16 protein-coding genes are annotated in these 18,499 nt (G+C 39.5%); 11 read left to right on the top strand and 5 right to left on the bottom strand.

The window, feature by feature from the left end:
- Positions 1–16: 16 nt before the first annotated feature.
- Both GILLI_RS11245 and GILLI_RS11240 read right to left on the bottom strand, forming a co-directional pair.
- Entirely contained in the window at positions 17–385 is a 369-nt protein-coding gene (locus GILLI_RS11245; protein WP_006989235.1) for a response regulator, read from the bottom strand.
- The gene (locus GILLI_RS11240; protein ID WP_006989234.1) at positions 378–4,820 is read right to left on the bottom strand and encodes a CheR family methyltransferase; all 4,443 of its coding nucleotides are present in this window, start codon (positions 4,818–4,820) and stop codon (positions 378–380) included. Before GILLI_RS11240 ends, GILLI_RS11245 begins: the two co-directional genes overlap by 8 nt.
- 276 nt (positions 4,821–5,096) lie before the next feature.
- Here GILLI_RS11240 and GILLI_RS11235 point away from each other — a divergent pair, with 276 nt between their 5' ends.
- The 4 genes from GILLI_RS11235 (at position 5,097) to GILLI_RS11220 (ending at position 8,130) form a co-directional block, all read left to right on the top strand.
- Positions 5,097–5,687, top strand: coding sequence for a HupE/UreJ family protein (locus GILLI_RS11235; RefSeq protein WP_006989233.1), 591 nt, complete (start codon positions 5,097–5,099; stop codon positions 5,685–5,687).
- A gap of 108 nt (positions 5,688–5,795) precedes the next feature.
- Positions 5,796–6,227, top strand: coding sequence for a deoxycytidylate deaminase (locus tag GILLI_RS11230; protein WP_006989232.1), 432 nt, complete (start codon positions 5,796–5,798; stop codon positions 6,225–6,227).
- Positions 6,224–7,810: a S41 family peptidase gene (locus GILLI_RS11225; RefSeq protein ID WP_006989231.1), complete on the top strand. Its 1,587-nt coding sequence runs from the start codon at positions 6,224–6,226 to the stop codon at positions 7,808–7,810. The genes GILLI_RS11230 and GILLI_RS11225 overlap by 4 nt, the downstream gene beginning before the upstream one ends.
- 14 nt (positions 7,811–7,824) lie before the next feature.
- Positions 7,825–8,130: a hypothetical protein gene (locus GILLI_RS11220; RefSeq protein WP_006989230.1), complete on the top strand. Its 306-nt coding sequence runs from the start codon at positions 7,825–7,827 to the stop codon at positions 8,128–8,130.
- Positions 8,131–8,391: 261 nt separating this feature from the next.
- Here the strand turns inward: GILLI_RS11220 and GILLI_RS11215 are convergent, their stop codons facing one another.
- Positions 8,392–8,592, bottom strand: coding sequence for a hypothetical protein (locus tag GILLI_RS11215; protein WP_006989229.1), 201 nt, complete (start codon positions 8,590–8,592; stop codon positions 8,392–8,394).
- A gap of 21 nt (positions 8,593–8,613) precedes the next feature.
- Positions 8,614–9,189 carry a MarC family protein gene (locus GILLI_RS11210; protein ID WP_006989228.1) on the bottom strand — a complete coding sequence of 192 codons (576 nt, stop codon included), beginning with the start codon at positions 9,187–9,189 and terminating at the stop codon, positions 8,614–8,616.
- Between the two features lie 143 nt (positions 9,190–9,332).
- Here GILLI_RS11210 and GILLI_RS11205 point away from each other — a divergent pair, with 143 nt between their 5' ends.
- The 5 genes from GILLI_RS11205 (at position 9,333) to GILLI_RS11185 (ending at position 13,646) form a co-directional block, all read left to right on the top strand.
- Entirely contained in the window at positions 9,333–9,911 is a 579-nt protein-coding gene (locus GILLI_RS11205; protein WP_006989227.1) for a DUF3109 family protein, read from the top strand.
- Between the two features lie 525 nt (positions 9,912–10,436).
- On the top strand, positions 10,437–11,168 hold the full coding sequence (locus GILLI_RS11200; protein WP_006989226.1) for a hypothetical protein: 732 nt from the start codon (positions 10,437–10,439) through the stop codon (positions 11,166–11,168).
- Positions 11,169–11,264: 96 nt separating this feature from the next.
- The gene (locus GILLI_RS11195; protein WP_006989225.1) at positions 11,265–12,089 is read left to right on the top strand and encodes a DUF4412 domain-containing protein; all 825 of its coding nucleotides are present in this window, start codon (positions 11,265–11,267) and stop codon (positions 12,087–12,089) included.
- 363 nt (positions 12,090–12,452) lie between these two features.
- Positions 12,453–13,271, top strand: a complete 819-nt coding sequence (locus GILLI_RS11190; protein WP_006989224.1) for a hypothetical protein — start codon at positions 12,453–12,455, stop codon at positions 13,269–13,271.
- A gap of 21 nt (positions 13,272–13,292) precedes the next feature.
- Positions 13,293–13,646 carry a DUF4870 domain-containing protein gene (locus GILLI_RS11185; protein WP_006989223.1) on the top strand — a complete coding sequence of 118 codons (354 nt, stop codon included), beginning with the start codon at positions 13,293–13,295 and terminating at the stop codon, positions 13,644–13,646.
- A gap of 492 nt (positions 13,647–14,138) precedes the next feature.
- On the opposite strand, the gene GILLI_RS11175 is transcribed toward GILLI_RS11185, so the two are convergent.
- Positions 14,139–14,366, bottom strand: a complete 228-nt coding sequence (locus tag GILLI_RS11175) for a hypothetical protein (protein WP_006989222.1) — start codon at positions 14,364–14,366, stop codon at positions 14,139–14,141.
- Positions 14,367–14,581: 215 nt separating this feature from the next.
- On the opposite strand from GILLI_RS11175, the gene GILLI_RS11170 reads away from it, so the two are divergent.
- Positions 14,582–15,559 (top strand): ribonucleotide-diphosphate reductase subunit beta, encoded by a 978-nt coding sequence (locus tag GILLI_RS11170; RefSeq protein WP_006989221.1) that lies wholly within the window; start codon positions 14,582–14,584, stop codon positions 15,557–15,559.
- 191 nt (positions 15,560–15,750) lie between these two features.
- Positions 15,751–18,192 carry a ribonucleoside-diphosphate reductase subunit alpha gene (locus GILLI_RS11165; RefSeq protein ID WP_006989220.1) on the top strand — a complete coding sequence of 814 codons (2,442 nt, stop codon included), beginning with the start codon at positions 15,751–15,753 and terminating at the stop codon, positions 18,190–18,192.
- Positions 18,193–18,499 lie beyond the last annotated feature (307 nt).

The raw sequence follows: 18,499 nt of genomic DNA, 5'->3' as shown, positions 1-18,499 counted from the left end.
TTTAAAAGATAGCTAATTATACATTTTTTTGTGTTAAAATAGTCTCAATCTTTGAAAAGAGAGTCTTCATCTCAAAGGGCTTCGATATAAAATCCGTAGCCCCGGCCGCCAAACACTTTTTTTTAACTCCACTAAGGCCAGACATCATTAGTATAGGTACCTGAGCGGTTGTTTCATTTTCCCGTAGTTCCTTGCAAACCTCTATACCACTCACCCCAAATATAAATAGATCTAACATAACCAGATCAATACCATTGTGGAAAATGTTATGGACCGTTTGCTCCGGTTTGTTAGAAATCACTGCAAAATAGCCTTTAGAGCCGACCGCGAATTTTAGCATTTCTCCTATAATGCGGTCATCATCGACCACCAATATTTTATTCATCTTCATTCCTTTTCACATCTGTTTTGGTATTGATGGGCAGGGTAAAAATAAATTCTGAACCCACTGCTTTTTTGCTCTTTACCTTTACGTGGCCATTGTGCCGCTCTATAATTTCCTTCGCTAAATACAAACCGATCCCAAAACCAGAATAGGTTTCCTCATCCTTTCCACTTACACGGTAAAAACGTTTAAAAATGTTTTGTTGATCCTTCTTTTCAATACCAATCCCATGATCCTTTACACTAACAGAAACCTTATTATCCTTCGTTTGGAAAACCCTGACTTCAATATTCTGGTCATCTGGTGAGTACTTGATTCCATTGGTAATAAAATTGATAAGTACCTGCCCTATCCTGTCCCTATCTGCATTGACCAGGCAAGTGGTTTCTATCTTCAAGCTAATATTGGTTTGTTTATAGGCGTATTTAATATCATCGATAGTGTCCTTAACAAGCTCATTTAAATTAAATAGTTCGCTTTGGAAAAGGAGCTGGCTGTCTTTAATCCTATCAATATCCAACATTTCAGAAATCAATCGTGTCAATCTGGATATTTGACTATCAATGCGTTGCAAGGATGGTTTTATGTGCAGGGAATTCATCTGAATTTCAGTATCGTCTTCCATCAAACTCAACAGGAGTTGTGTGTATCCCTTTATGGAGGTAATAGGGGTCTTGAGCTCATGGCTTACCATTTTAAGGAAGCCCTCCTTGCGTTTTTCCTCATCCTTTAGTTTCTGTATTTCGGTACTTGCACCTACCCACATAAGGATTTTTCCCTTTTCATCCTTCACGGGGACAGAGCGGCTAAGGTGCCATTTGAAATCACCATTTTTGTCAAGAATTCTCAGTTCCATCTCAAAATCGTTGCCGGTCTTCACTGCTCTCATCCAGTTTTGTTCAACCGTAGGCGAATCCTCCGGATGTATCAAATTCCACCAGCCCTGTTTCTTTAGCTTTTTCATATCCCATCCCGTAAAATCTGTCCAGCCTTTGTTGTAATAAAAGACCTCCCCATCAACGGTGGCATTGACTATCATGTCTGGCATCAGGTCTGTCATTTGGTGGTACCGGGCTTCACTTTCCCTTATTTCTTTATTGAACTCTGCCTGTGCTGTGACCTCGGTGGCGATAATCGCCACCCCTATAATTTTTCCCTGAACATCCCTTTGGGGCTGGTACACAAAATTATAATAGTTGAGTTCCCTTTCTCCTTCCCGCACTATGTATAAAGGCATTTCATGGGCCTTATATGGTTTTCCTGTTTTATAGACCTCCCGCAAAAAATCGCCCAATCCTTGTTCTTCCAGTTCCGGTACCGCAACCAGATAGGGTTTGCCAATAATCCCCTTCCCTTTTCCCAGTTGATCCAGCATGGCATCATTTGCTACCGTAAGTATAAAATTTTCGCCCTCGAGGATGGCCATCAGGGAGGGGGAAGAATAGATCATTTCATTGTACCTGTGCACAGTTTCCTCCACCTTTTTTCGGGCAAGCACCTGTTCTGTTACCTCGGTGGCTATTACCATGATTCCTGTAACTGTGCCTTCCCAGCCACGTATAGGTTGGCATACAAAGTTGTAAAAGCCACGTTTGCTTTTGTTGTTCCTGTTTATTGTTAATTCCAGTTCCTTAGCGTAATAAGGTTCTCCACTTTTCACTGTTTCATCCAGAATATCCTCAATTCCCTGAGATTTAAGTTCCGGCAGCGATTCAAAAACGGGCCTGCCAATAAAATCTTTTTCTTTTTCTACCAACTGCAGGTAAAAATCGTTGGCCAATTCTACCTGATAATCTTCCCCTTTTAAAAACATAATTGCCACCGGGGCCTGTACCACGAGGTTTTTGAATTTTGCCAAACGTTCCTTTTCTTTTTGCCGCAGATGCTTTTTTTCCGTAATATCTTCAATGGCCAATAGGACCATTTTTCTGGATTTATTTTCTCCTTTTATCTCCCGGGCATTTAAGAGCATAGTACGCTCCCCAATAGCTTTAAAGGTGTGGGTGATCTCAAAATCCACAAAGCTTTCCCTTTTCGGCAATATAGATTCCAGCCGGTTCCGCAATTCAGGGATGTCCCACTGTTTATTTCCCAATTCATAGATCAATCTTCCTATGGTCTCTGATTCTTTTACCTGAAATGTTATATAAAAAGAAGTGTTTGCACTTATTACCTTAAGATCCTTGTCCAGCACCACCAAGGGTTCCCGCACAGTCTCGACTACCACTTCGGCAAAATTGCGCTCCTCGGTTACTTGCTCATTCAAGCTAACAAGTTCCTGGTTTACAGATGTAAGCTCTTCATTGGTACTTTGTAATTCTTCCTTGCTGGTTTCCAATTCTTCGTTCAGGCTTTGTAGCTCTTCACTACTGCTTAACAGCTCTTCGTTGGAGCTTTGAAGTTCTTCGTTAGCAGCCTCCTGGTCTTCCGTGATTTCCAGAATGTCTTCACGGGTTTGTTGAAGTTCTTTTTGTAGTCGTGCTATTAGTTGATCCTTAGGATCTGGCTCACTTTTATTTTCCTTTTCCGCAGTAATCATAACTGTGTTAGCCTCTAATTCTTTGGTATGAAAAAGCACCATAAAATAGGGTTCGGCCATATTAGGAAGTGGAACAACTTCCAAAGAAACAACTAAGGTGGTATTTACCACTTTTATGGGGATATTTTCCTTTTGCACCCTATCATTGTTCTTTTTTGCTTTTTGCAGTAAGCTACGCAGCTCAAAAGTTAACCCAGACCTTGCAATTTTAATCAGGTTATAGCTAGGCTTCCCGGTTTGTTGTTGCAAATAGTTTCCCGTATCGCCTTTAAAATACACTATATCCATGGCCTCATTAACCACGACCCCTGCCGGGGTATATTCATTTAGTAAAAGCGTATTTGCCGCTTTTTCAAAATTGGTGCCCTTATCCTCGGTTTGGGTGATACGATCATCCCGTTCACGGCGGCTTTGCTTGCCAACCTGTTTAGGAGGCAGGATTAATTTACCAGGCACTTCCTTACGGATATATAACTTACTCGCCTTATTCTCACTGGCAAATAATTCACTCACTGTACTTCCTGTTTCAGATTTGCCCAGCAATAAAAAGCCTTTCGGTTTTAGTGCATAGTAAAAAGTGGTGAGCGCCTTTTTTTGTAAATAGGGTTCCATATATATCAGTACATTACGGCAACTGATTAAATCCATATTCCCAAATGGAGGATCCTTCAAAAAATTTTGCTCGGCAAACACGCACATCTCCCGCACCTCTTTATTTATACGATATTTACCATTGGACTTAGTAAAGAATTTAAGAATACGCTGCGAACTAAGGCTCTCAAGTTCTTCCTTTTTATATAAGCCTTTTCGGGCCTTTGCAATGGCCGGTTCACTAATGTCGGTTGCAAAGATTTGTACTTTTTCCCAAGGATTGAGATTGGCTTCCATTTGCTCCCTTAGGCAAATGGCAAACGTATAGGCTTCCTGCCCCGTGCTACACCCCGCTACCCATATCCTTATTGGATCACCATTCTTTCTATTGTTTAAAATATGCGGGAAAACCGTCTGACATAGATGATCGAATATTTTTGGATCCCTGAAAAAATCGGTTACAGGAATCAATAGATCCTGATATAATAAATCTTTTTCCTCATTATTATTTTGCATGAAATTGAGGTACGCATCAATATTTTCGCATTTATTGATCGTTATCCGGCGATCTATTCTTCTGCGAATCGTAGTTTTTTTATAATAGGTAAAGTCTGTCCCCCGGCGCTCATGCAACAAATCCAATATTTCCTTTATCGCTTTAGGATTGTCTTCAGAATTATCTTGTTCCTCTCCCTTATCCTCATTACGTGCACCTATAAGATCTACAATTTTTGCCGGGATTTTTTCCGGTGGCAATACAAAATCTACAACGCCTGCCTCCACAGCATTTCTAGGCATGTCGTTCCACTCGGCCGAAGCTTCATCCTGGGCAAACGTAGTCCCATTTTTATTTTTAATAGCTTTAAACCCTTCTGTTCCATCGGAACCAGATCCAGATAGGATAACCCCAATAGAATGAGATTGATGTACATTGGCAAGGGAATTAAAAAAAAGGTCTATGGGGAGGTTATTTTTACCTTTTTCTGGTTTAGGCCGTGGTTCAAGTTTTAATATGCCATCATTTGCCAGGAGCATTTTGTTGGACGGTAGAATATAGATATTATCCGGTTCCACATCAATATCATCGGTAATTTCCAAAACCTTTATTTTAGTAACCTTTTGTAAGATTTCGGGTAAGAGGCTTGTATGGTTGGGATCGAGGTGTTGTACAAGAACGTAGGCAATACCCGATTTTTCGGGAATACTTGTAACAAAACTTTTAAAGGCTTTTAAGCCTCCCGCCGAAGCACCAATTCCCACCACAGGAAATTCATTCTTTGACTTGATAAGTTTATCTTTTTTCAATTTTTTGGCTTCTTATAGAGGTTCAACACGGAAATATAACTTTTCTTAACCGTTTTTTTACATTAAAAGTCTGGTTTTACAATCCTTTTAACGAAAATGCAGGAAAATAAGAACCAACATTTAAACAAAGCTGAACCACAAACTCTGTCAAAATTCAAAATTCACAATTCAACATTCCCCTTTCAAAATTCAACATTCACCATTCAAAATTCAACATTCACCTGCTTTTCCAATTTAACAATATATCGTACTTTCGGCCTTTAACATAATTTAACTATGTCGCAATTCTGGTTATATTTTCAATTAGGCCTGGAACACGTGTTGGACTGGAACGCCTATGACCATATTCTTTTTCTTATAGTGCTGGTGGCTGCCTACTCTTTTAATTCCTGGAAAAGGGTGCTGTGGCTGGTGACTATTTTCACCCTGGGGCATACCCTGGCATTGTTTCTTTCTGTGTACGGTGTAGTTACGGTGAGCAGCCGCTGGGTAGAACTGCTTATTGCAGTGACCATTCTTATTACGTCGCTCTATAATATTTTCACCGCCAAAAAGAAGGAATCTCAGAAAAATGCGGTCTTGCTATATTTTGCCACCGCCTTCTTTGGGATCATTCACGGGTTGGGATTTTCAACCTATTTCAAGATGATCGCTTCGGGTACCGAAAGCAAATTCCTGCCCCTGGTGGAATTTGCATTGGGAATAGAAGCCGCACAGGTAATTGTGGTGTTAATCGTACTCATCCTGTCCTTTCTATTCCAGAATTTATTCCGGGTGAACAGGCGGGACTGGATCCTGATACTTTCAGCAATAGTTATAGGAATAATTCTCCCTATCTTACGGGAAAATTTTCAGGCATTTTTATAAAAATTTAACGCAACTAAATTGTTTTAACCCTCACCTTGCAATATTTTAGTAGGCTGCCTTGTTTGTAAATCATAAGCGCTCCTCTACTATTGCCGGAACCTTAACATTATGCAGGAAAAGAAGCAACTGAAATACGATAAAGCATATTTGCGAATAGCCCGGGAATGGGGCAAACTTTCTCACTGCCGCCGGAGGCAGGTTGGCGCACTTATTGTGAAAGGCAGGATGATAATATCCGACGGATACAACGGAACCCCCACCGGTTTTGAAAATTTTTGTGAGGACGAGGAAGGATATACCAAGTGGTATGTGCTTCATGCAGAGGCCAACGCCATTTTAAAAGTGGCAGCTTCTACCCAGTCCTGCCAGGGGGCAACCCTATACATCACCATGTCCCCCTGCAAAGATTGCAGTAAGCTTATTCACCAGGCCGGGATTATAAGGGTGGTATACCAGATGGATTATAAGGATAATTCCGGGCTTAAATTCCTGGAAAAGGCAGGGGTAGAAATCTGCCACGTAAACGAACTTGACAATTGAAGAACAAATCTAAAATATATTTTCCCTTTTTACTGGGTCTGGCTTGTGCCGCAGGAGTTCTGCTGGGCGCCATGCTGGACTTTTCTTCAAACGAGACGATGTTCACTTCCAATCCCAAGAAAGCAAAACTCTCCCGCCTCATAGATTACATAGATTATGAATATGTAGACGAGGTAAATACCGACAGCATTGTGGATGTTACCGTAAACAGGATCCTTGAAAACCTGGATCCGCATTCGGTATATATTCCCAAAACCGAATATGCCAATGTAACCGAAAACATGCAGGGGGATTTTGTGGGTATTGGTGTAAGTTTTTACACGGTAAATGATACCATTGTGGTTATCCAGCCTTTGGAAGGTGGTCCCAGCGAAAGGATTGGAATTCGTGGCGGGGACAGGATCCTGTATGCAAATGATGCGCAGTTGTTCAACAAAAATATCACGAATGACTCCCTTACCTCTAAGCTAAAAGGTAAAGAAAACACAAAGGTCATGTTAACCATTTTTAGAAAAGGGATCAAGGAATTGCTGAAGTTTGATGTAACCCGCGCAAGGGTTCCGCTTAAGAGTGTAGATGCCGCCTATATGCTTACCGCAGATCTTGGTTATATAAAGATCAACCGCTTTTCGGAAACCACCTACAAGGAATTTAAACAAAGCCTGAATACCTTAAAATCTCAGGGTGCTAAAAAGATCGCTCTGGACCTTCGTGACAATCCGGGAGGTTATCTTTCTGAAGCCATCAATATGGTAGATGAATTTTTGGAGGATGGAAAACTCATCCTGTTCACCAAGAATAAAAAAGGCGCCATTGAGGAAACCTTTTCTACCAGCGAGGGAGCTTTTGAAAACAATGAAATATTCGTGCTTATCAATGAGAATTCGGCATCGGCCAGTGAGATTGTAGCCGGAGCTTTTCAGGATAACGACCGGGGAACAATTATTGGCCGTCGTTCCTATGGAAAAGGTTTGGTGCAACGCGAGATGGAACTGGGGGACGGCAGCGCGGTTAGGCTTACCATTGCAAGGTATTATACCCCTACCGGACGCTCCATTCAAAAATCCTATAAAGAGGGAAATGAGTCCTACTTCAAGGATTACACCTCCAGGTATAAAAACGGGGAATTGGTATATGCAGACAGTATCCACGTGAAAGATTCCCTGAAATATGTAACCCCCGGCGGAAAAATAGTCTATGGCGGAGGAGGCATTATCCCAGATGTATTTGTACCAAAAGACATCAATTTTGAAAGCGAAAATCTTAGCTACCTCTTACGCCAGGGTTTCCTGAGCAAATTCGTCTTTGAAGTGCTGGAAAAAGACAGGGATTATTACAATGCTCTTTCCTGGAAAGAATTTCAGCAGGAAGAAATGATCACCGAAAAAGTAGTGGCCGATTTTTTCCAGTTTTCAAGAGAACTAAATATTCCTATGGAAATCAAGGAATACAGACCCCTGCTAAAGAGATATTTAAAGGCTTCTATGGCACAACAACTTTTTGGTAATGATAAATTTCAACGGATAATTAATAACGATGACCGAATTATAGAAAAAGTGATAGAATTATCTCAAACAAACTAGTATCTTCGTTAACAATGGATGCCTACAACGATTACACAGCCATATTTTTACTGCTCTCCCCGCTTTTTTTCTATATAATCGCGGTGTGCTTTAGATTGTTGGATAACAGCGCATTGCTCTTCCTTCAAAAGGAAATTTTGGTAGATTCATCCAATGTTTCACTAAAAGCCATCAAGGAACAATTAAATTCCTCCTCAGATTCCAGATTCAAAAGACAGTTAAAAAGAGCTTTGATTTATAGAAAGATCCATAAAGCGTTTATCATCCTAATGATCGCCGCACTTCCGGTTACGGTGGTGACCTATTTCACCTTATTCTAGTACATCATCCGCAACGGCGGATTCGCCTTAGTGCTATTCAGTCAAAAATATCGGTAGCTATTGCCGCACCAATTTCTCTGGCAATGTCATACAGGCATGGATGTTCGCGGAATTAAACACCACTTTTTGAAAATGGGATTTTTTAGTGTAAGAAAATCCTTACACACTTATTTTATGCGTAGCCTTTTTCCTTCGCTGCCCCGGGAAGCAAAATACAGGAGCTTACGTAGGCATTTTCTCCAATTAGAACATCAAAATCCACTAACTATTCCGATGCTTTCTATCTATTGCTTTTGAGGTAAGCAGAATTCCAAGCAGCACGATCACGATTCCCGCTGCAAGAATCCCGATAAGAGCTATGGAACTCTCTTTGCCAAGCAGATTGTCAAAATTGAGGATAGTGAAATTGTAAACGATCACGCCTAGCGAAAGTAAAATTAGAATATAGATGAAAATTTTCATGAAAATGATCTTTAACGTTTGTTATACAAATAAACTCTGAATGTTAGCTGTAAATAACTTCACTGCAATTGCCAGTAAAATTACCCCAAAAATTTTACGCACCACGTTGATCCCCTGTTTTCCAAGGAAATGTTCAATTTTTCCTGAAGATTTCAAGACTACGTAAACAATGATAATATTGATAATAATTGCAACCACGATATTGATAGTCTCATATTCTGCCCTCAAAGACAGCAAGGTAGTCATAGTTCCGGCCCCTGCAATTAATGGAAATGCCAATGGCACCACAGCTGCGGTTTCCGGAGCATCATCTTTATAAAGAGTGATACCCAGGATCATTTCCAGGGCAAGGAAGAATAGGATGAAAGAACCTGCCACCGCAAAAGAATTCACATCTATCCCAATAAGGTTGAGGATTTGTTTCCCTACAAACAGGAACAAGATCATCAGGATCCCGGCAACGATCGAAGCTTTCTCACTCTGAATATGACCCGCTTTTTTTCGCAAATCAATAATAATCGGGATACTCCCAATGATATCTATTACGGCAAACAAGATCATACTCGCTGTGGCGATCTCTCTAAAATTCAGCATCATAATTACAGGCATTTACTGCGGCAAAATTAAGTTTTAAAAACAGAAATAAAACCATTTCAGGGCTTATTTTAAGAGAAATCATCCTCCGGAAATTCGAACGGAAAATGGTTTATAAAACCAGCATAATTAAATATCTTTGCGCTATGTTTCAAATAGGAAAAACAATTGTCTCTGAGGAGATCGTCCAAAAGGATTTTTTATGCAACCTTTCTGCGTGCAAAGGCGCCTGCTGTATCGCCGGGGATGCCGGAGCACCGCTGGAAGAAAAAGAGACTAAAATCCTGGAAGAGATCTATCCGCTGGTAAAACCATTTTTGAGAAAAAAAGGAATAGAAGCCATCGAAAGCCAAGGAACATCGGTAATTGGGGAAGATGGAGAATTTGAAACTCCGCTTATAGACGGAGCAGATTGTGCCTATGTAACCTTTGACAACCGTGGAACGGCACTTTGTGGAATTGAAGAAGCCTACAATCAAGGCGAGATCAAATGGAAAAAACCCGTTTCCTGCCATTTATATCCGGTTCGCGTTCAGGATTATTCAGAATTCGCAGCCGTGAATTACCATCATTGGGAAATATGTGATGATGCCTGTACCCTTGGAAAAGAATTGCAGGTGCCTGTTTATAAATTCGTAAAAGAAGCCCTCATCCGAAAATTCGGGGAAGACTGGTTCATGGAACTGGAAAAGAGTGCTCTTGAACTTGAAGCAAAAAAGCTTTAAATTTCTTTCGCTCTTCAATCTCTCTTCAATCAAGAACCTTGGGCAAACCCGCTCAAACGGCACGGCCGGGCCCACTAGTTATCTCCCGCTATCGGGAGGACAATCCTTTTAAAAATCCCAGGCATCCAGAGCTATCGAAACGGGAACCTGACCGACGCTCAGACGGGTTAAATCCTTAATTTGTGATTAAAAGAATTAGGTGTTATTTTTAAGACATTTAATTTCAGAGCCTACAAATTCGAACTTAACTTTTTTATTTAAGATTGCCATAAACTTCTCACCAGTTATTTCTGACTCAATATCCCATCTGCTATTTTTAATTTCCGTGGTCCCGGTTTAAGCTGGCCATGACCAGAATTCTGTAATCGAAAATGAAATATGCAGCTTTAAGGTGAAAACCAAATTAGAAAAGCATAGTTAAAAAACTCGTAAACCTAGGGAAATCAGGTATATGAAATTTACAAAACTCAGCGTACTTTTTAGGCTTTACAACTCCGGACTTTTCCGGATAAAAAATCTTTATATATGAAATTATTGCCGCTCACATTCGGCCTGATGTTTTGCCTTGGTATTTCAGCACAAACCAGTCTACTTGGGAATGTAATTAACTGGACCCATGGGGAGGCAGTGATCGCTCACTTTGGAATGTTCAACGGGGAGATGACAGAAATGGGCACCATAAGCCCGGATGGAACTTTAAATATTCCGTTAGATCCCGATTATTTTACCAGCATTAAAAAGCTAGCTGAGAAAGAAGCAGCAGAAGCCCCGGAGGGTTGGTCCATGAGTTACAGGACCATCGCCAGTACCTTCTCCTGCATGTTTGAAGAAAATATCACTACCAGTAACGGGGAAGCAATTGTATCCGGACTCCCGGAGCTTTTGATAACCGATAAATCGGGACAAACAGAATACGGTTACTTGTATGCGGTAAGTTCTCCCGAGGTTGCCTGGTGGCTCAAAACATACGGAGAGAAAGGAATCTCTCCAGGTTATTACCTAAGTTGGATCTACATTGAATCCCCGGCAGCGGCAACCGGAGAATGTAAAATTCCAACCTATACGGGTAATGGAGAAGAAATGTATGAGGACACTCTACTATTTGACGTTAAGCTTGAAAAAGGATGGAATGTCGTGAAATATGAGATCACAGAAATTTTCACCTCCCAAACCGGCAAGACCTATCCTTCAAAAACACTGGTTAGCAGGCTGCCGGAAGTACCGGATGATCTGCAATGGCATGCCATTGGAAATTGAATCCTACACCCCCATATATACCCCTGTTTTTAAATGGATCGGGCATATTTTTAAGCGGCTCGCATTCAGTTTTATAAATCTCTAAAAACAAACACCATGAAAAAAGTAGTATTAACGGGAATCTTAATGGCTTTTTGCTCCCTGCCATTACAGGCACAGTTTTTAAAAAAGCTTAAGGAAAAAGTAGAACAAAAGGTTGAAAATACCGTAACCAATAAGGTCGCAGATAAAGCTGCGGACGAAGCAGGAAAATCTGTGGACAATATGCTCAACTTCCAAATGGAAAACAGTGGCTTTGCCACGGGATTTGAGCAGGTAGATTATGCTGAAATTCCGGCAGTGTATGACTTTGACTGGAGTTATGTAGTCAACATGGAAACCCGAAAGGGTGATATGACACTAAATTATTTCCTGAAAAAAGATGCACCTTATTTTGGTTTTAAACTTCCGGAAAATGATATGTACATGGTAATGGATCCTTCCAGGAACCTGAATGTAATGTATATGAAGTCTGAAGGCAATAATATGGTAATGGCTACCAAAATACCTGAAATCAGCCCGGGAGATATTGCTGATGATACAGCAAAGGAAGATGAGTTTAGCTTTAAACAAATAGAGAACAAAACCATTATGGGCTATGATTGCTCAGGATACCAGGGAGAAAATCAGGATATGGTACTTACCTTCTATGTAACCACCGAACCCGATGTAAGTTTTGGCGATTTCTACAAATCTGATAAAACAAAGCTACCTAAAGGCTTTGATCCAAAATGGATAGAAGATGGAAAGGGGATTATGATGCAAATGATCATGGAAGATAAGAAAAACGCAAAGGACAATGTGAAAATGACCTGTATTGCGCTGGAAAGAAAACCCCTAACAATAAAGAAAAGCGATTATAAAAGTATGCAAGGAAAGTGATTGCTGCTTGCTGCTATTTTCAATCAAGAACCTCGGAGGGATTAAATTTTGAATCGGTGGAAGGGATTAAAACTTGATAAAATCCTGTTTCAATTTTTTTGGCAAAGCTTTGCAGTGGAAAATTTAAGTTGTGGAAAAGAAAATTTCTTAATAAAATGAGCTCAAATCCCATTTCAAAACCGGGTAGAAATCCCTAATTGAAATTTCTTAATTTTATAAAAATTTCCGATTAAAATCCGTATTTTTATAACACAGGTTTTACCCCCCAAAATAGCTATCCCAAACTAATTTTTTCGCCCCAATTGAAGAAATATATCGCATTCATGCTCTGAAAATGCATTTTAGAATAATCTAAATGCCTGTATGATGAAAAGGAAGATTTTAGCAGGGGTTTTAGCCATCATGTTTTTTATGCCCACTCATGGACAGTTTTTAAAGAAACTTCAGGAAAAAGCGGAACAACCATTGAAAACTGAGGCTAAGGCAACATTCGTTTTTTCAGAAAGTCACGATGCCATTTCCCTTGATGTACTTATGAATGATCAGTTAAAGGAATCCGGGCTTTTAAGAGGCATGGAACAGGTGAACCCTTCGGAAATACCGGAATTCTATGTTTTTGAATGGAAATATACCTTTGAAATAAAAACCAAAGATGGAGAAAGAAGGATGAATTTGCTGTTTAAAAAAGATGCGCCTTATTTTGGTATACAAATTTCTGAAGCCGAAAAAAGGTTTCTGGTGATGGATCCCAAAAAAAAGATCAATGTGCTGTTTACAGGCCTGGGGGATGCTAAAATCGCTTCGGCAACAAAAATTTTAGAATCGGAACATAAAGTGATCGATAGCGGAAAAAAGCTGGGGGATTTCAGTTTCAATAAAATTGGAGATAAAAGCATCATGGGTTATGAAAGCGAAGGTTTTCAGGCCGAAAACAATGAATTTGTGTACACTTTTTATATTGCAAAAGAAACAGGAATAGGCATTCACGATTTTCACCGAAACAGCCAAAAATTGATGCCAGCGAACTTTAATCCTAACTGGCTGGAGAAAGGAATGTTACTGCAAATGATCTCTGAAGGAAAGAAAAGCGTGCGGGATAATATCACGATAACCTGCATTGGGATTGAAAAATACCCCCTCCAACTTAGAAAACATGAAAACTTGAGTCTTGTAAAAAATTAATTTAATTTAAAATTTCAGGAAATGGAAAATCAACAATCACAAAGTAATTTAATCGAAAAAACAGGGGAAGACAAAACCATCGCAGTGATCGCTTATTTAACTTTTATTGGCCTTATTATAGCTTTTGTTATGAACAATGACAAAAAATATGAGTTCGCAAGTTTTCATATAAAACAATCTTTGGGATTGCTGCTAATAAGCGCCGGACTCTTTATTATTGGGATGATCCCAATTTTAGGATGGATCATTTCCTTTTTAGGGTCTATTTTTTTACTGGTTCTCTGGATTTTCGGACTCATAAATGCCATAAACTACCAAACCAAACCAGTTCCTGTTTTGGGAAATTATTTTATCGAATGGTTTAAGAATATTTGAAATTCTATTGCCCCGGGGCAAGCGCAGCAGGTTTTTCAAAAAAAATATCCTGAATTTTAATGCAATCCCTTCTGAATTGACAGGTGGACAATGAAGAATTAAACCCACGGCTGCGACAAAAAAAATAACTCCGTTTTTTAAGATTTTTACGCTCTTTCCAGATTCCGGGGAATGGAATAATCATTATTTACGTCCACAATCATTAATAAGTAAAATAACTGCTCGTAAGGATCATTTTCACAGAGATTAGGGAAAATCATTGAAATTCATATACTTTTTATTGACAGGTTTTAAATTATTGATTTTCAATGTTTTATAATAAAATTATTATAATCCATTAAATAATAGTTAATTAAAATTGCTAGAGAATATTAGGTAGTTATTTTTATCGAAATTATACTACCCTGCATTTTATACTACCCTGCATTTTTTAGTATTCCCCCTTTCCCCCTTTTTTTTAAAATGCAATTCGATGTCTTTTAATTCCCAATATTAAATCGATTTATTCCACATATAACCCAATTCCCTCACTACATATTGGAGCTTATCATAAATATGTTGTTTTATATCCGGGATAAAAGCGGAAGTAATCTCAAAGCACCAATTTTTAAGATTTTTCCAGATTCCGGGAATTGAATTTTCAGGCTTTCCTACAACAATTATTAACATGTGGAATAAATCCCTGTAGGCACCATTTTCACAGGGATTAAGAAATATCATTAAAATTCATATAGTTTTTATTAACAGATCCTAAATTACTGATTTACATTATTTTATGACAAAATTTTAACAATTCTCTTAGAAATACAAATCCTGCTTGTTAAAAACTTTGTTGAAAACGTTTGCCCTTATATCTTTCAAAATCTATTTGGTTTTTACATATTTGTTAACGTTGATTTCATAATACAATTAGCAAAACCGGAAAACCAAAATACATGGCACAACTAGAACCCATTTTACAGGAGAACAAAGACCGATTTGTAATCTTTCCAATCAAACATCACGATATATGGGACTGGTATAAAAAAATGGAAGCCAGCTTTTGGACCGCAGAGGAGATCGACCTGCACCAGGATGCAAACGACTGGAACAATAAACTGAATGCAGATGAACGTTATTTCATCAAACATATACTCGCATTTTTTGCAGCTTCAGATGGGATTGTAAATGAAAATCTTGCTGAAAACTTCGTAAATGAAGTACAGTATTCTGAGGCAAAATTCTTCTACGGATTTCAGATAATGATGGAAAACATTCATTCTGAAACTTATTCCCTGTTAATCGATACCTACGTAAAAGATGAAAAAGAAAAAGATCAATTGTTTAGAGCAATTGAAACCTTCCCTGCCATTAAGAAAAAAGCAGATTGGGCTTTAAAATGGATTGAATCCGATTCATTTGCTGAAAGACTCATCGCATTTGCCGCTGTGGAAGGAATTTTCTTCTCGGGTGCATTTTGCTCTATTTTCTGGCTTAAAAAACGCGGATTAATGCCCGGATTAACCTTCTCTAATGAACTTATTTCAAGAGACGAAGGCGTACACTGTGACTTTGCGGTGCACCTGCACAACAAACACCTGGTAAATAAAGTTCCAAAAGAACGAATTCGTGAGATCATTATGGATGCTCTTAACATTGAGCGTGAATTCATCACAGAATCCCTTCCTGCAAGTCTTATTGGAATGAATGCAAAACTCATGACCCAATATTTGGAATTTGTTGCAGACAGGCTTCTGGTAGAACTGGAATGTGAAAAGGAATACGGCAGCACCAATCCATTTGACTTTATGGATATGATCAACCTTCAGGGAAAAACCAATTTCTTTGAAAAAAGGGTTGGAGAATATCAGAAGGCCGGAGTGATGAACAAAGACAAAGACACCAACAAAATAAGTTTTGACGCCGATTTTTAAACAGGCGTTCCACCGGAAAAGGTCGTGACCCCCAACACGACTCTGCCCGGTTTTTTAACAATAAATACCCTTCTGTAATTTCAAACAGCAAATTCCCCCCACGGATGCGCTGTTTGGATTATAGATCCATTATAAAATTCCCGTTTGTGGGTAAGTACTTCTTCTCTACAAACCCCTAAAAAAATCAATCTATGTATGTATTAAAAAGAGATGGCCATAAAGAGCCGGTGATGTTTGACAAAATCACAGCCAGGATCAGGAAACTATGTTATGGTCTTAATGAGAGGGTAGATCCTTTAAAGGTTGCCATGCGCGTGATTGAAGGTTTATATGAAGGGGTTACCACCAGTGAACTTGATAATCTGGCTGCGGAAGTTTCGGCAACCATGACCACTTCCCACCCGGATTACGCCAAATTAGCGGCGCGCATCTCTGTTTCTAACCTGCATAAAAATACCAAGAAGAACTTTTCTGAAGTAATGACAGATCTTTATGAGTATGTCAACCCAAGAACGGGCAAAAAAGCACCCCTCCTGGCAGATGAAGTTTTTAAAGTGATCCAGGAAAATAAGGAATTGCTTGACAGTACCATTATTTATAACCGGGATTTCAATTATGATTATTTCGGATTTAAAACCCTGGAACGCTCCTACCTTTTAAAACTAAACGGCGAGATCGCAGAACGTCCGCAGCATATGTTGATGCGTGTTTCTGTGGGAATTCACCTTAACGATATAGAATCGGCTATAGAGACTTATGAGCTGATGTCTAAAAAATATTTCACACACGCTACCCCTACATTATTTAACGCCGGTACCCCAAAACCACAAATGTCTTCCTGTTTCCTGCTTACCATGAAGGATGACAGTATAGATGGAATTTACGATACCCTGAAGCAAACGGCAAAAATCTCCCAGTCTGCCGGCGGAATTGGATTGTCTATTCACAATGTGCGCGCTACCGGATCCTATATTTCCGGAACCAACGGAACTTCCAATGGAATTGTTCCTATGCTGAAGGTTTTTAATGATACCGCACGCTATGTAGATCAGGGAGGAGGGAAACGAAAAGGTTCCTTCGCAATGTACGTAGAACCATGGCATGCCGACATCTTCGACTTCCTTGATTTGAAGAAAAATCATGGAAAAGAAGAAATGCGTGCCCGCGACCTTTTTTACGCGATGTGGATCCCGGATCTTTTCATGAAACGTGTGGAAGAAGATGCCAAATGGACGCTTATGTGCCCAAATGAATGCCCCAATCTTTACAACATCCATGGAGACGAATTTGATGCGCTGTATCTAAAATATGAAAGTGAAGGAAAAGGCCGGAAAACTATCAGGGCCCGGGAATTATGGGAAAAAATCCTGGAATCTCAAATAGAGACCGGAACTCCGTATATGTTGTATAAGGATGCTGCCAACCGGAAATCAAATCAGCAGAATTTAGGAACTATCCGTTCCTCAAATTTATGTACGGAAATAATGGAATTTACAAGTCCGGACGAGATCGCTGTTTGTAACCTGGCTTCTATCGCTTTGCCTATGTTTATAAAAGGGAAGGAATTTGATCATAAAGAACTCTTTAAGATCACTAAAAGAGTTACCAGAAACCTCAACCGGGTGATCGACAGGAATTACTATCCGGTGAAAGAAGCCGAAAATTCCAATATGCGCCACCGTCCAATAGGATTGGGCGTTCAGGGACTTGCAGATACTTTTATTAAACTAAGAATGCCATTTACCAGTGAGGAGGCCAAAAAGCTAAATCAGGAGATCTTTGAAACCCTCTATTTTGCCGCCGTAACCGCCTCCATGGAACTGGCTCAGGAAGAAGGACCCTACTCTACATTTAAAGGATCGCCAATTAGTAAAGGGCAGTTTCAACACAACCTTTGGGGAGTTGAAGATGAAGAACTAAGCGGACGCTGGGATTGGGCAAAACTTAGAAAACAGGTTGTTAAAAATGGGGTGAGAAACTCTTTACTTGTTGCCCCTATGCCAACGGCTTCTACTTCGCAAATCCTTGGAAACAACGAAGCTTTTGAACCCTATACATCAAATATTTATACCCGTAGAGTGCTTTCCGGGGAATTTATAGTAGTGAACAAGCACCTGCTTGATGACCTGGTAGAACTCAATTTATGGACAGATGATGTGAAGGATGCGATTATGCGTGCAAACGGGTCGGTACAGGATATAGATGTTATTCCGCAGGATTTAAAGGAACTCTATAAAACCGTGTGGGAACTGAGCATGAAGGATATTATAGATATGTCGAGACACCGGGGATATTTCATAGATCAGTCTCAATCGCTGAACCTTTTCATGGAAAACGCCAACTATAGCAAACTAACCTCTATGCATTTCTACGGATGGAAGAGCGGATTAAAAACAGGTATGTACTACCTGAGAACCAAGAGTGCTGTAGATGCTATTAAATTCACCCTTAAAAAAGAACAGAAAAAAGAACCGGAACCGGCCTTTGCAGAACCTATGGAAGCTCCAGGTTCTCCATCTGCACAAATAAAAGCCGCATCTTCCAACACCTCACTTTCTCCTGAAGAATTACGTGCATTGATCGCACAATCTAAAGAAGCAGAAGGAGATGATTGTTTGATGTGCGGATCTTAAAGAGTTAATTTACCCCCCCGCTTATTTTTAGTTACATTTATTCATTACAGGGAAGTATTCGATAGATTACTTCCCTTTTTTATTATTTTTGAATAGCTGAGGGTGATCTCCTGCAGAATTCGCAGAGCCACGCAGAAAAAAACTTTATTGGAATTGAGTTAAAAAAGAATAATTTATAATTTTAGAGAGAATCGCTAAATAAAGCATTCTGCGAAAATCAGTGGGTTCTGAGGGAGAAAAAAAGGAATCCTATAATAAACTAAATCTAAAATTCTATGGATGAAAATGAGATCGCCTATAAAATTCT

The organism is Gillisia limnaea DSM 15749 (genome assembly GCF_000243235.1).
GTDB lineage: Bacteria > Bacteroidota > Bacteroidia > Flavobacteriales > Flavobacteriaceae > Gillisia > Gillisia limnaea.
This window is presented reverse-complemented; position numbering and strand designations above follow the sequence as displayed.